Origin of the sequence: Blautia sp. AF19-10LB (assembly GCF_003461245.1) — a bacterium.
GTDB lineage: Bacteria > Bacillota > Clostridia > Lachnospirales > Lachnospiraceae > Blautia_A > Blautia_A intestinihominis.
On sequence record NZ_QTWS01000027.1, the window covers coordinates 42073 to 56911 of the forward strand.

The window sequence follows — 14839 nt, forward strand, 5'->3', positions numbered from 1 at the left end:
AAGCAGTCTTATTTTAATAAAAGCGACTGTCTGGAAATGGCAGCATAAAAACAGGGAGGGTATAGCTCAGGAAGAGTTATACCCTCCCTTAGTTTGTCTGAAAATGAAAATATCAAAAAATGACAATTATATAGAAAAAAAAGGAAAAGAAAAAGCTCTTTTTTACTGCTATCATAATAAAAAAAGAAAAATATCACAAAAGGAAAAGGAGAACAAATGACAATTCAGGAAATATTAGATCGGGTTTCTGAATATCATCCTGATCTGGGAGAAGATTATCATGGATGTGATGAAGTAAAGTTTGGTGATTGCTCACAGGAATGCACAGGAATTGTTTCTGCATTGGTTCCGACAGTTGATGTGATCAGAAGGACGATTGAACTTAAAGCAAATCTTCTGTATGTTCATGAGCCTGTATCCTATCTGACCCCTGACTGGCCTGAGTGGAAGGCAGATTATAAATGCAGAATTTATGATGAAAAATTAAAATTACTAAAAGAGAATAAGATTGTGCTTGTTCGGGATCATGATCATATGCATGCCCATAAACCTGACAGCATTTTTACAGGAGTGCTGAAATACCTGGGCTGGATGGAATATCTTACAGAAGAGCAGAAGATTCCGTTTGGTTATATAGTATGTTTTCCAAAGGCAAAAAAGCTTAGAGAGATCAATCAGGAATTGATAGAAAAAATCGGAATGCAAGGACTTCGTTTTATAGGAAATCCAGAAGCAGAATTAAAAAAAATAGCATTTACAGGACATATTTATCCGGATGCGTTTATTCCGCAGCATTTTAACGAAGACGGAAGCTGGAGTGATTATGCGACAGAGATCATTCGTGAAATGGAGCAGGATGGGGTTGAATGTATTATTCCGGGGGAAGTGATCGAGTGGACGGTATTATCGTATATCCGCGATGGAATTTCTCTGGGAAAAAATCTTGCATGTATCAATCCAGGTCATTTTAACTGGGAAGAACTTGGTGCCCGATATGCAAAAGACTGGCTTATGGAATTAACTGAAAATAAAGTATCAGTTTTTTATGTTCCAACTGGTGATATGTGGAAGTATCAGACAAAAAAGAGTTTGTTTGAACAGAAATCGGAGTAAACAGCAACTATCCGATGTCTGTAAGTTAAGGAGTACAACAAATGAAATGGACAAGCAGTTTTAAATATCTTCCGATTAATTACGGAATGACACTGGCAGCATTATCAGACAAAACCCAGAGAGTTCTGTTTGAAAATAATTTAAATGGAAATAAAGTGCGTATTTTATTTTCAAATAAATACGCAAAAGAAACATTGAACTTAAAAAAGGTAACCATTGGGATTGAAAATGAAGGAACAGTGGAAAGAATAAGGGAAGTAACACTCCGAGGATCAAAAGAGATCGTACTTCCGGCAGGAGCAGAAGTTTACAGTGATGAAGTTGAAGTTACAGTGAAAGCCGGAGATCGGATCGCAGTAAATATTTATATTGACCAGCAGCAGAAAATTCAGAATTTATGTGGATACTGGGCAGAAGGCGGATCAGAAGTCAGATGTAATATTGAAGGAGATGATACGAGAGGAAACGCTTTTTCAAGTACATCTATGGAGGAAATCTATGAATTTGTAAAAGAAGATCCTTCACCGGTAAAAGGTCAGTTTTTCTTTGGCTTTTCAGCTGTTCAGGTTTGGACAGAAGATGACGTCAAAGTAATAACAGCTTTTGGGGATTCTATTACAGCAATGGCATTTTTCACGAATGCACTTCAGAAAAGACTGTATAAAAAATATCCGGGACAGGTAACCTTGCTTAATGCAGGAATCGGAGGGAACAGACTGCTTCATGATGCTACATGGATACCGGATGCTCCGGCAGAAGGAGGGCTTTTTGGAGAAGCAGGAGTGAGAAGATTCGAGAAGGATGTATTTGGGACGGACAAAGTTGACAGTATTTTTTGTCTGATGGGCATTAATGATATTATGCATCCTCTTCAGTTTGAAAAAGCAGAAGAATCTGTTTCCGCTGAATATCTGGAGCAGGGGTTCAGTTATCTTGCAAAAAAAGCACACGATCATGGAAGCAGAATTTATGGTGCAACTATTATGCCGTGTGGAAATACAGAGTATTCAGAGAAATGGATGCAGGCGTTTGAAAAAACAAGAAGAGATGTGAATCAATGGATCAGAACACAAAGTGTTTATGATGGATATTTTGATTTTGATGAGATATTAAAAAATGATACAGTTCCGGCTTATCTCAAAGAAGAAGTTCATATTGGAGATGGATTACATCCAAATACAATGGGTGGAAAAATCCTTGCGGAATGTGTGGATTTGAGTATGCTTACAGGGCTGGATGATTAAAAATAAGGAGAAAAAATATGAATCAGATTAACAAAAAGATGTCTTTGCTGGAAAAAATCAGCTATGGATCGGGAAATATGGGAATATGTCTGTGCACTACACTTATCACTACATTTATTATGTATTTCTATACAGATGTTGTTAAGATCAGTGTACTTCAGGTTGGAACGATCATGTTAATCGGTGGAATTGCAGATGCTGTTTCAGATGCGGTAATGGGAATCATTGTAGATCATACCAATACTCGCTGGGGAAAATGCCGGCCGTATCTTATTTTTGGAGCGATACCTATGGCAGCAGCCTGTTTCTTTGTGCTTCATGTTCCGGATGCAAGTGCCACAGTAAAATATATTTATGCTTTGATTACATATGTTATCTATACATTGGCATATACAACTGTACTGATTCCACAAAATGTATTGATCTCTGCAATTACAGATGATACACAGGATCGACTTGCAACAAATATGTTTGGAACTCTTGGAACAAATATTGGACAGCTGATTACAGGTGCATTTGCGTTGACACTTGTTTCTGTGCTGGGGCATGGTTCTGAGTACCGTGGATACAATATAACGATACTGATCTTTGGTATTTTTGGTGCAGCATTAACTATGGTAGATGGATTTAATACAAGAGAACGAATGAATATGGGAACTGCCGCACAGCAGAAAATATCAGCAGCTGATACCATTAGATCCATGAAAAATACCCCTTGGATCATATGTACTGTTACTACGCTGTTTATTATTGCCCAGGTAGTTGTCAAATCTTCTACAACTGTTTATTATTCCACCAATGTTTTACAGAATGCCGGGATGTCTTCCAGCTTACTTTCTATTGCAAATATTATTGGAATTCCGATTACACTGATTATTCCTGTTATTGCAGCAAAAATTGGAAACAGAAACATTGTATGGGTTGGAGCTGTATTTGGTGTATTAGGAAATATTGGTATTTATTTCTTTAAATTTAATAATATTGCAGTAATTGCCTGTGCGGTCATTGCGTCTGTGGGAACTGCATTCGTAAACGGAATTATATATGTTATGTGTGCAGAAAGTATTGATTATGGAGAATGGAAGAGTGGTATCAGAGTTCAGGGATTTTTGATGGCATTTATCGGATTTGCAGTAAAAATTGCGAACTCTATTGTTCAGATGATAACTACAGCCATTCTGAATGCAGGTGGTTATAATGGAGCGGCAGAAGTGCAGACTGCATCAGCTGTAAACGCGATTGAATTCTGTTACGTCTGGATTCCTGTAATTTTGTTTGTTATCGTATTTATAATAAATGGATTTTATAAGCTTGACAAAATCTACCCTCAGATTCGTGCAGATCTTAATAAAAAAAGAGATGCTATGGCAACAGAAAATTAATTTTATATAGAAAACAGAGAGAGAAAATGAACTATGGCGGTTTTTAGAATTGCATTTGCATCTGAAACTTTATTTCGCACAGTTAATTTAAATGTTATTGTGCCTGTAGAAACTTATGGAAGAACTGACGTAAAAAAACCAGAAAAATTTAAGACTCTTTATCTGCTTCATGGATTTGGCGGAAGTCAGGATGACTGGATGGATTATAGCAATTTGAGAGCAATATCCGAAAAGTATAATCTTGCGATTGTTCTTCCTTCCGGGGAAAACAGTTTTTATGAAAATATGAACAGCATTGCAGGTCGTTACAGTGATTTTACAGGGAAAGAAATTGTTGATTTTACCAGAAGAATGTTTCCTCTTTCTGAACGGAGAGAGGACACCTACATTGGTGGACTTTCCATGGGTGGTTTTGGTGCATTGAGACTGGGAAGTCTTTATCATGAAACATTTGGAAAGCTGTTTACCTTGTCAGGTGCGTTTATCATCGACAATATTTCTGGTCAGAAGGCCGGATATTCAGACAGCATTGCAGATTATGATTATTATGTGCGTACGTTTGGAGATCTGGATTGTTTAAAAGATTCTGAAAAAGATCCGATGTATTGTGTAAAAAAAGCAGTTTTACAAAAAAATATGCCGGAGGTTTATCAGGCAGTAGGGACAGAAGACTTTTTGATCGAAGAAAATCGTATGATGAAAAAATATCTGGAAAAAGAAGGAGTAAAAGTGACGTATCACGAGGCAGAGGGAATTCATGACTGGTCGTTTTGGAATAAATATTTGCCAGAAGCGGTGGAATGGCTGCTGAAATAAAAGCGTGATGTTGTGTGAGATTGTCAGAGGGTATGCTATAATGAGGTAAAACAATATTTTTCCGGAGGTGTTTATGTCAGAATTATACGAAAGTGAAGATTTTATTTATAACAGGATACCTATTCGTATTTTTAATCATTGCTTTGATGGAATAGAGATTTTTACACCTACTCACTGGCATCGTAATATTGAATTTAATCTTGTGACCTGTGGAAGAATCCGTCGGATTGTAGATGGAATACAGTATGATCAGACGGAAGGAGATATTTTCATAGTTAACAGTGGAGAAATTCATGCGGATCACTGGATTGATGAGACAGATCATTTTGAGGGTATTACTGTTCAGATTTCCAAAAGTTTTATGGAACGCTGGCTTGGAGGAGACTTTTATTTGAGTATACCTGAGAAAGCGGAAGATATGCAGCAGATGATAAATATTCTGCTGCAATTTGGAACACTGAAGCAGAAGAAAGAACAGAATGGTTATGCTGGTTTTGGAGAAAATCTGGATGGAACTGTTGAAAATGATCTGTCAAGAATCCGGGCAATGGAACTGTTGTTTCGATTACTCGGAGTTCTTCGTATGTCCTGTGTGAAGAAACCAACAGGAAGCAGGCGTAACAGAGAAGACAGCATTAATAAAATTAAGGAAATCACGAATTATCTTGACAAACATTATACAGAAAATCTGACACTTGCTGCTGTTGCAGAACAATTTCATTACACATCTGCACATTTATCACGGTTATTTAAAAAGCATATAGGAATTAATTTTCATGATCATTTACAGTATCTTCGTCTTATGAATTGTGTGGAAATGATGAAAATACATCCGGAAATGCAGCTTACGGTTATAGCACTGAATAATGGGTTTCCAAATATAAAATCTTTTATCGAAACTTTTAAACGATTTTATGGATGTACTCCATCTGCATGGATGAAAAAGAAAAGATGAGGATTGTATTAATAGAAGGGATTTTATTATGGCATACATAGAATTACAATATTTGTCATCAACAATTACTAAATTTACAACGGTTAAAGCTTATCTGCCTACAGACGGAATGAGTGGAAAAAATTTTGAGCCTCCGTATAAAACCTTATATTTTCTTCCTGGTTTCAGTAATGATGCAACAACGCTTATGACCTATCTGGGATTCAGACGGGAATGTGAGTTAAAAGGAATCGCAGTAGTAGTGGTAGATGGAGATAATTCTTTTTATGTAGATCATTCCAGAAGGCTTTCCAATTACTCTGCATTTATAAAAGAAACGGTGGATATGACAAGGAAACTTCTGCCCCTTTCAACAAGAAGAGAAGACACATTTATAGGTGGAATTTCGATGGGTGGATATGGGGCATTATTAAATGGACTCAGATTTCGTTCGTATTTTTCAAAAATAGCAGCATTATCTCCAAGTGCAGATTGTTATGATCTGATTTGTGGACATGAAGAGATGTTTGACCGGGAATTATTTGAAAATGTATTTGGCAGCGAAGAAAAGTATTATGAGAATGATACAAATCTCTGTAAATTTTACTCAGAGGTTCCAAAAGAAGAGATTCCGGAACTTTTTATTGCCTGTGGAGAGCAGGATGATCTGGTTGGAAAGGGAGTAAAAGATTTCCGTGAAAAGCTTAAGGAACTGGAGATACCTTTTATTGACAGAATGGGTCAGGGAAATCATGAAATGGCGTATTGGGAAGATCAGATGGATCCGGTCTTTTCTTTTCTGTCAGAGATCGAGCCGGGCACAAAAACAAGGTTAATCCTCGAAAATCATAATTAAATAAATTGCAAAGAGAGGAAAATGTCATGAATCAGGCGATAACGTCACAGGCTCTTTCATTTTGTCCGGTTATACCGGCAGCTGGTGAACCAGAAGGACAGATCAGAGATGAAGAAGGCAATGTATGGATTCAGATTAAGGCAGATCATGCTTCAGATGTCAGTCTGATCATCTACGAGCAAAAATTTCCGTTTATTAAAGAAGAAGGAATATGGAAGTTGAAATATCCGGGAAAGGATGGAATGACTCTTGTACAACTGCAGATTGATGGAATGGATGTACTTACCCCCTATCTTCCGATATGTTATGGATATAGTCGGCCATATAATTATGTTTCAATAGAAACAGAAGAAGAGTTCTATTATCTGAAAAATGTACCACATGGAACTGTGAGACAGGAATATTTTTATTCTGATATAACCGGAGAATGGGAACGCTGTTTTGTTTATACACCAGCGGAATATGAGGAGTGTCCGGAGAAGAGATATCCGGTTTTGTATTTACAGCATGGACATGGAGAAAATGAAACCGGATGGATCGAAGAAGGAAAAGTCCATTTTATTATGGATAATCTGGTTCAGGCGAAAGAAGCAAGGTCATTTATCATTGTGATGAATAATGGAATGGTTCAGACGAAAAATGCAGAAGGAAAGAGAATAGTAGATCATACGATATTTCCTGAATATCTGATAAAAGATGTGATTCCATACATAGAAAAGAAATATCGTACAATTGAAAACAAGGATGGCCGGGCCATGGCAGGTCTGTCCATGGGGTCTATTCAGACGAGTATCACGGCATTTGAATATCCGGAATATTTTTCCTATATTGGATTATTCAGTGGATTTCTTCGTGATTTTATTCAGGGAGATAAAATTATGGACATGATCCAGAGAGGGAAGGCTTCTGATAAACACCTGAGAATTCTGGACAGTAAAGAAACATTTAAAAATAATTTTAAGATCTTTTTTCGTGCAATGGGAGAGAATGATATTTTTATCCAGAAGTTTCTGGAGGAAGATGAACTTTTAAGTAAAAAAGATATTTCATGCATCAGAATCATTTATGAGGGCGGGCATGACTGGAATGTATGGAGACGTTGTATTCGAGATTTTGCGAAACTGTTATTCTGAAAAATGGATTGTAATGTAAGATAATAAAAGAAATGACAGAAAAGGACGGATGATAAAAATCCGTCTTTTTTTCTGCGATATTTTATATCCGTGGTTATGACCACATATTTATGGGGGAATGTATATTATATTGAGTTTGTGAAAAAAATGAATATACAGAAACCATAAGGAGGTTTTTATCATGAAACATAAAATGTTTTGTTTTCAGTGTCAGGAAACAGCAGGATGCACGGGATGTACAAATTCAGGAGTCTGTGGAAAGAAGCCGGAAGTTGCAGCGATGCAGGATCTTCTGATCTATGTCACAAAGGGGCTTTCTGCAGTTACAACAGAACTTCGAAAAGAAGGAAAAGAGATTCCGGATGAGATTGATCATCTGGTGGTGATGAATCTTTTTACAACCATTACAAATGTAAATTTTGACAGAGAATCCATTACAGAACGTATTACAGAAACATTGAAGGCAAAGGAAAGATTGCTTTCAGAAGTGGAAGACAAAGATCAGCTTCCGGATGCAGCAGTCTGGAACGGAAAAGAAGAGGAATTCGAAGAAAAAGCATCCAAGGTCGGAATTCTTTCCACCGAAAATGAGGACATCCGAAGCTTAAGAGAACTGATCACATACGGATTAAAAGGGCTTGCCGCTTATGAGAAGCATGCACTTGCACTTCTTCATAATGAGGAAGAACTGGATGCTTTTCTTCAGAGAGCACTTGCCGCAACACTGAATGATACTCTCAGTGCGGAAGAACTGACAGCCCTGACGCTGGAAACCGGAAAATATGGTGTACAGGTGATGGCACTTCTTGATAAGGCAAATACAGAGACTTATGGAAATCCGGAGATCACAAAAGTAAATATCGGGGTTCGAAACAATCCGGGAATCCTGATTTCAGGACACGATCTCCGTGATCTGGAAATGCTGCTGGAACAGACGCAGGGGACAGGTGTGGATGTCTATACACATTCAGAGATGCTTCCGGCACATTACTATCCGGCATTCAAAAAATATCCGAATTTTGCAGGAAATTATGGAAATGCATGGTGGAAACAGAAAGAAGAGTTTGAGAGTTTTCATGGTCCGATCGTGATGACTACAAACTGTATTGTTCCGCCAAAGGACAGCTACAAAGACCGGATCTATACGACAGGAGCTGTGAGATATCCGGGATGTAAACATATTCCGGGAGCAGAAGGTGAAGAGAAAGACTTTTCTGCTGTGATCGAGCATGCAAAGAAATGTGCGCCGCCACAGGAGATTGAGAGCGGAGAGATCGTCGGAGGCTTTGCCCATGCACAGGTTCTTGCGCTGGCAGATCAGATTGTAGAGGCGGTTAAGACAGGGGCTATCCGCAAGTTTGTTGTAATGGCAGGCTGTGATGGCCGGGCAAAGACCAGAAATTACTACACAGATTTTGCAAAGGCACTGCCAAAAGATACTGTGATCCTGACTGCCGGCTGTGCAAAATACAAGTATAATAAACTGAATCTGGGAAATATCAATGGTATTCCGAGAGTACTTGACGCAGGACAGTGTAATGATTCCTATTCACTGGCTGTGATCGCACTGAAACTGAAGGAAATATTTGAACTGGAAGATATCAACGACCTTCCGATCGTATACAATATTGCCTGGTATGAGCAGAAAGCAGTGATCGTACTCCTGGCTCTGCTTTCCCTCGGAGTGAGAAATATCCACCTGGGACCGACTCTGCCAGCATTCCTTTCTCCGAACGTGGCAAAGATTCTGGTTGATAATTTCGGAATCGGAGGAATCCGTTCTGTAGAGGAAGATATTGCGGATCTGATTGGATAAAATAAAGAGGATTCCATAGTCCATCTGTCTTAAAAATCACTTGCAAATCCACTGCATATGTTAGATAATTAACGTGTTGCAGTGGATATTTTTTGTAGAATATATAAAGATCAGGGATGGAAACGAAGATGAAAACAGGGAAATATGATGAGAACCGGTTGCTGCATCTGCTTCTGGATATGGGAGAAATGCTTCTTGCTTCCGGGGCGGAGATCAACCGTGTTGAGGACACGCTGCAGAGGATCGGACGGGCCTATGGGGCAGCCAAGATGAACGTTTTTGTTATCACATCCAGCATAGTGATAACCATGGAAAAAACAGACGGGGAACTTCTGACACATACCAGGAGGATAAACTATACAGGAAGTACAGACTTCACAATGCTGGAACAGCTGAATGCACTCAGCAGGAACTGCTGTATCAATCCGATTCCGCTGGAGCAGTTTCACAGAAGACTGCAGGAAATCGCAGAACCAAAAACACGATGGGAACTCTATGTGGGCAGCATTCTGGCTGCGGGAAGTTTTGCCGTGTTTTTTGGAGGAACATTTGCGGATGGAATCGTGGCCGCCCTGGTAGGAGTCCTTATCTGTTTTATACAGGAAAAAATAACAGGCCTTTTTGCAAATACGATCATGTTTAACCTGTTTATATCCTTTATTGTGGGAGCCGTAATCTGTCTGACAGTAAGAGTTCTGCCAGTTTTAAATATGGACAAGATCATGATCGGAGATATCATGCTTCTGATTCCGGGAATTCCGGCGACAAACTCCATCAGAGACATGCTGATGGGAGATACGATCTCCGGACTGATGCGACTGATCGAGAGTATTCTGTGGGCGGGAGCCCTTGCCTGTGGATTTATGGCAGCGATTTGGATGGTGAGAGTATGAAAGATGTGATATTGCAGTTGGTTATGGCGTTTGTCGGTTCGCTGGGATTTGCCTTGCTGTTCCGGCTGAGACAGTCGTTGTGGGTATCGGCATCTCTGGGAGGTGTTATCTGCTGGGGAGGATATCTTCTGGCAATGTATTTCAGCGGCGGACAGATCTTTATTTCCGGTCTGGCGGCTTCTGCACTGGCAGCAGTCTATGCGGATTTTCTTGCAGCCAGAAAGAGAGCTCCGGTCCCGCTGTTTTTGATTCCGTCAGTTGTGCCGCTGATTCCGGGAAGTACGCTGTACTACACGATGAGTGCAGCAGTGCAGGGAAATACAGAAGAAGTGTCACACTATGGCAGTCTGACACTTCAGTATGCATTGTCCATCGCGGGTGGGATCTGTATCGTGTGGACGATCTTATCAATTTTCCGAAGATATTATGTTCTCAGAACAAACAGAATTAAATAATCAAATACATTTGTATGCAATGATCGTTACCGTTCCTTTGCCGGGGTAACGTTTCATTGCATATTTATTTGGATAAGCTTCGATCAGATCCGGCAGTTTGAGGAAACCGTAGGTGCGGGCATCGAAATCCGGCTTTGCACGCTTGATATACTGGCCTGCAGAGCTGACATTGACATAACGGTCGTCATCCTGGTACTTGTCCCAGGCGATGTGGAGCAGTTTGTGGATTTCCTTTAATTCTTTTGCTTTGCGGCGTTCTTCTGCACTTTCCTGGCTGCGTCTGCTGTTTCTCGTCTTTCTGGAAGAAACCGGGGCAGGCTGATGCTCCGGAGTATCTGGATCTTTGCTCAGATTTTCGAGATAAACAAATTCATCGCAGGCATTTCGGAACGGCTCCGGTGTTTTCTTCTCTCCGACGCCCATGACATAGACTCCGGATTCGTGAAGTTTGATCGCAAGAGGCGTGTAATCACTGTCACTGGCAACGATGACAAATGCATCGTAGATCCCGCTGTGCAGAAGATCGAGAGTGTCGATCACGAGAGCCATGTCGGTGGCGTTTTTGCCCGCAACGTAGTCAAATTGCTGTTCGGCCTTGATCGCGAGGCGTTTCAGTTCATTCTCCCAGTTCTTAAGGGAACCTTTGCGCCAGTTGCCGTACGCACGCTTCACGACGATACGACCGTTGGCAGAGATTTCCTGTATGACAGATTCCAGCTTGGACAGCTGAGTATTGTCGGCATCTATGAGCATTGCTATATTTTTAAGATTTTTCATTCGATTTTTTCTCCTTGATAAAAAGCATCATTAATAAAACTATATCATTTTCAGAAAAAATTTTCCAGATTGATTACAAATTATTCTGGATTTTTGCATAGGAGTGTGCTATTATCGAGGGAATGCTGTTGATTCACGTGTAAAATTTTGGGAGGAATAGGAATGATCACGTTTTTGGCATCACTTTTTATTAAGGACAGGCGGAATTATGATTCACCGGCGGTCCGTCAGGCATATGGAGTTTTGAGCGGGGCAGTGGGAATCGGACTGAATATCCTGCTGTTTCTTGGAAAATGGATCGCAGGAACGCTCAGCGGATCGATCGCGATCACGGCGGATGCATTTAACAACCTGTCCGATGCGGGTTCATCAATCATCACATTGATCGGATTCCGGCTTTCCGGTCAGGCACCGGACCCGGAGCATCCGTTTGGACATGGAAGGATGGAGTATATTTCGGGGCTGCTGGTCTCTGTTGCGATCCTGGTTATGGGATTTGAGCTGATCTGGTCATCGTTCGGGAAACTGCGTGATCCGGAACCGATCGAGAGCAGTGCATTGGTCTTGGGAATCCTGCTTGCGTCAATCCTTGTGAAAGTCTATATGTTTTATTACAATCGTTCCCTGAGCAAAAAGCTTGACAGTGCAGCGATGAAAGCGACATCAGTGGACAGTTTGAGCGATACTGTTGCGACGACACTGGTTCTGATCGCAACCGTGATCAGTAAATATACAGGACTGATCCTGGATGGATGGTTTGGCATCCTGGTCGGGATCTTTATCGTTTATACAGGTGGTTCTACACTGAAAGAAACCATAGACCTTCTTATTGGACAGCCGCCGAAGAAGGAGTTTATTGATGAGATCCGGGAGATTGTTCTGGGACATTCACTGGTCTATGGGGTGCACGATCTGATCGTCCATGATTATGGTCCGGGACGAAGAATGATCTCGCTCCACGCGGAGGTTGCTGTGGATGGGGATATCCAGGACATCCACGAGCAGATCGACCATATCGAACATGAACTTCAGGAAAAGCTGAACTGTTCCGCAACGATCCACATGGACCCGATCGTGACAGACGATAAGGAAGTTCTGGAAATGAAGGCGAAGGTGGAGGCGATGGTACAGTCTCTGGATGAAGCCTTCAGCATGCACGACTTCCGTATGGTCAAGGGTCCTACCAGAACCAACCTGATCTTCGATGTGGAAGTGCCGAGAAAAACTTCCCTGACCGACAATGAGATCATGAACCGTCTGAAAGAACAGGTACATGGCCTGCCGGGAAGTAAATATTTTGCGGTGATACAGATCGATCATGAGTATTATTAAGTACAGAAAGATAAATGTACAAAATCAAGTACAAAGAAAATACCTGCAAAAAGAAATTGACAGATACAAAAAAATTGTTATAATAAACGCATCGAGAGAAAATTTTGTGCACAAGCTGCATGTATAAAGGAAATAGCAGATGACTTCGAAGGCGAAAATACCTGCTGTTTCCTTTTTTATTTGGCTCGGTAAAAAGAGAAAGAGAGGAAAGAATATGGAAACAAAAGAAAAAAACGTGGCAACGCCATATGATCTTGATGGAAAGCCCCCGCTGAAACTGGCGATTCCACTTGGACTGCAGCATGTACTTGCAATGTTTGTCGGCAACCTGACTCCACTTCTGATCATTACAGGAGTGTGCGGCATTGAATCAGGAAGCAGTATTCAGGTGGCACTCCTTCAGAATGCCATGCTGGTTGCAGGAATCGTAACACTGATCCAGGTATACACGATCGGACCGATCGGCGGAAAACTACCAATCGTCATGGGAACGAGTTCCGGTTTCATCGGTGTCTGCAGAAGTGTTGCGATCACAATGGGAAGTGGGGTTGCAGGATATGGAGCAGTCCTGGCGGCATGTTTTATAGGAGGTCTGTTTGAAACAGTACTTGGTGGATTTCTGAAACCACTCCGCAAATTTTTCCCTGCAGTTGTTACCGGTACAGTGGTACTGTCTATTGGACTTTCACTGATCTCTGTTGGTATCGGATCTTTCGGAGGCGGAAGTTCAGCAGCAGATTATGGCTCTCTGGAAAATCTGTTTGTAGGTACTTTTGTTTTGGTCGTGATCATTGCACTGAAACATGGAACAAAAGGATTTACCAGTTTTTCCTCTATTCTGATCGGTATTATTGCCGGATATATCCTGGTATCGATCATGGCAATGATCCTTCCGACAACATTTACCTATGTGGATGAAACGGGTGCCACAGTAGAGGCAACAAAGGCCTGGGTAGTGAACTGGAGCAAGGTGGCAGACGCATCCTGGTTTGCGGTTCCGAAGATTATGCCGGTCAAATGGGTATTTGACGCGAAGGCAATCGTTCCGATCTGTATTATGTTTGTAGTTACAGCAGTAGAAACAGTAGGTGATATTTCCGGTATCACAGAGGGTGGTCTTGGAAGAGAGGCTACGGACAAAGAACTTTCCGGTGGTGTTATGTGTGACGGACTGGGATCTTCTTTCGCAGCTTTGTTAGGTGTCCTTCCGAACACATCTTTCAGCCAGAATGTAGGCCTGGTCGCAATGAACAAAGTCGTAAACCGTTACAGCATTGGAATCGGTGGAATCTTCCTGATCGCATGCGGACTGTTTCCGAAACTTGCAGCACTGATCTCTATCATGCCGCAGAGCGTTCTGGGAGGAGCTGCTGTCATGATGTTTTCCTCCATCGTAGTCAGCGGAATCCAGCTTATTACCAAATGGCCTATATCACCGAGAAATGTAACGATCGTTTCGGTTGCGCTTGGCGTTGGATACGGGCTCGGTTCCAACTCCGCAGTTCTTGCACAGCTTCCGGAGAGCATCAACCTGATCTTCGGCGGCTCCGGTATTGTTCCGGCAGCGTTATTCGCAATCATCCTGAATATCGTTCTTCCGAAGGATGAAAAAACAGAGGTGGAAATGGCAGAGGAGATTCTGGCAGATAAAAAAGCGAAAGAAAAGTAAGTAAAATAAGAGAATGATAACAGGCAGGGACGAGTGGAAAAAACTCATTCCTGCCTGTTGTATATGTAGGAATGATAGTATAAAAGTAGTTCTGATGCCTGCAGGGGCAGTCTTAGAAGCTTCGTGTCTGAAGCGATTTTTCCAGTAATTACAGTACCGTGAAATCAGAATACAGGGTTTACACGTGTCTTTAAATCACCTATAATGAAGATATCTGAGAATGATATGTTCTGAAAGGTGGTGAAGGTATGGAGGAATATTATATGCCGACAGGTATATAGTATAAGGACGAATTAAAGAAAGATAAGATCAAAGTAGAAGAGCAGATTGAATTACTCAGAAACAAAGAATATGACAGACTTTTAACATAATATATAACAAGAATTCTCCTACCTCTGCAGGTAGTGAGATGAATTGTA

The 14839-nt window shown here is 40.9% G+C and carries 13 protein-coding genes; 12 read left to right on the forward strand and 1 reads right to left on the reverse strand.

The window, feature by feature from the left end; translation table 11 throughout:
* Nucleotides 1–216: 216 nt before the first annotated feature.
* From DWX28_RS14205 to DWX28_RS14250, 10 genes are all read left to right on the forward strand, one after another.
* Nucleotides 217–1113: a Nif3-like dinuclear metal center hexameric protein gene (locus tag DWX28_RS14205; protein WP_118253206.1), complete on the forward strand. Its 897-nt coding sequence runs from the start codon at nt 217–219 to the stop codon at nt 1111–1113.
* Between the two features lie 41 nt (nt 1114–1154).
* On the forward strand, nt 1155–2357 hold the full coding sequence (locus DWX28_RS14210; RefSeq protein ID WP_118253209.1) for a GDSL-type esterase/lipase family protein: 1203 nt from the start codon (nt 1155–1157) through the stop codon (nt 2355–2357).
* A gap of 17 nt (nt 2358–2374) precedes the next feature.
* Nucleotides 2375–3739 (forward strand): MFS transporter, encoded by a 1365-nt coding sequence (locus DWX28_RS14215; protein ID WP_022214216.1) that lies wholly within the window; start codon nt 2375–2377, stop codon nt 3737–3739.
* A gap of 33 nt (nt 3740–3772) precedes the next feature.
* Nucleotides 3773–4555, forward strand: a complete 783-nt coding sequence (locus DWX28_RS14220; RefSeq protein WP_022214215.1) for an alpha/beta hydrolase — start codon at nt 3773–3775, stop codon at nt 4553–4555.
* A gap of 73 nt (nt 4556–4628) precedes the next feature.
* Nucleotides 4629–5510 carry an AraC family transcriptional regulator gene (locus tag DWX28_RS14225; RefSeq protein ID WP_022214214.1) on the forward strand — a complete coding sequence of 294 codons (882 nt, stop codon included), beginning with the start codon at nt 4629–4631 and terminating at the stop codon, nt 5508–5510.
* A 28-nt stretch (nt 5511–5538) separates the two neighbouring features.
* On the forward strand, nt 5539–6345 hold the full coding sequence (locus DWX28_RS14230; RefSeq protein WP_022214213.1) for an alpha/beta hydrolase: 807 nt from the start codon (nt 5539–5541) through the stop codon (nt 6343–6345).
* A gap of 26 nt (nt 6346–6371) precedes the next feature.
* Complete coding sequence (locus DWX28_RS14235) at nt 6372–7478, forward strand: alpha/beta hydrolase-fold protein (protein WP_118253212.1); 1107 nt, start codon at nt 6372–6374, stop codon at nt 7476–7478.
* Between the two features lie 181 nt (nt 7479–7659).
* Nucleotides 7660–9294 carry a hydroxylamine reductase gene (gene hcp / locus DWX28_RS14240; protein ID WP_022214211.1) on the forward strand — a complete coding sequence of 545 codons (1635 nt, stop codon included), beginning with the start codon at nt 7660–7662 and terminating at the stop codon, nt 9292–9294.
* A gap of 128 nt (nt 9295–9422) precedes the next feature.
* A complete protein-coding gene (locus DWX28_RS14245; protein WP_022214210.1) occupies nt 9423–10187 on the forward strand; it encodes a threonine/serine exporter family protein in 765 nt (254 codons plus the stop codon).
* Nucleotides 10184–10642 carry a threonine/serine exporter family protein gene (locus tag DWX28_RS14250; RefSeq protein WP_118253216.1) on the forward strand — a complete coding sequence of 153 codons (459 nt, stop codon included), beginning with the start codon at nt 10184–10186 and terminating at the stop codon, nt 10640–10642. Before DWX28_RS14245 ends, DWX28_RS14250 begins: the two co-directional genes overlap by 4 nt.
* Here the strand turns inward: DWX28_RS14250 and DWX28_RS14255 are convergent, their stop codons facing one another.
* On the reverse strand, nt 10643–11419 hold the full coding sequence (locus DWX28_RS14255; protein ID WP_022214208.1) for an NYN domain-containing protein: 777 nt from the start codon (nt 11417–11419) through the stop codon (nt 10643–10645).
* A gap of 162 nt (nt 11420–11581) precedes the next feature.
* On the opposite strand from DWX28_RS14255, the gene DWX28_RS14260 reads away from it, so the two are divergent.
* Together DWX28_RS14260 and DWX28_RS14265 are read left to right on the forward strand one after the other, a co-directional pair.
* Entirely contained in the window at nt 11582–12751 is a 1170-nt protein-coding gene (locus tag DWX28_RS14260; RefSeq protein ID WP_022214207.1) for a cation diffusion facilitator family transporter, read from the forward strand.
* 214 nt (nt 12752–12965) lie between these two features.
* Complete coding sequence (locus DWX28_RS14265) at nt 12966–14420, forward strand: uracil-xanthine permease family protein (RefSeq protein ID WP_022214206.1); 1455 nt, start codon at nt 12966–12968, stop codon at nt 14418–14420.
* Nucleotides 14421–14839 lie beyond the last annotated feature (419 nt).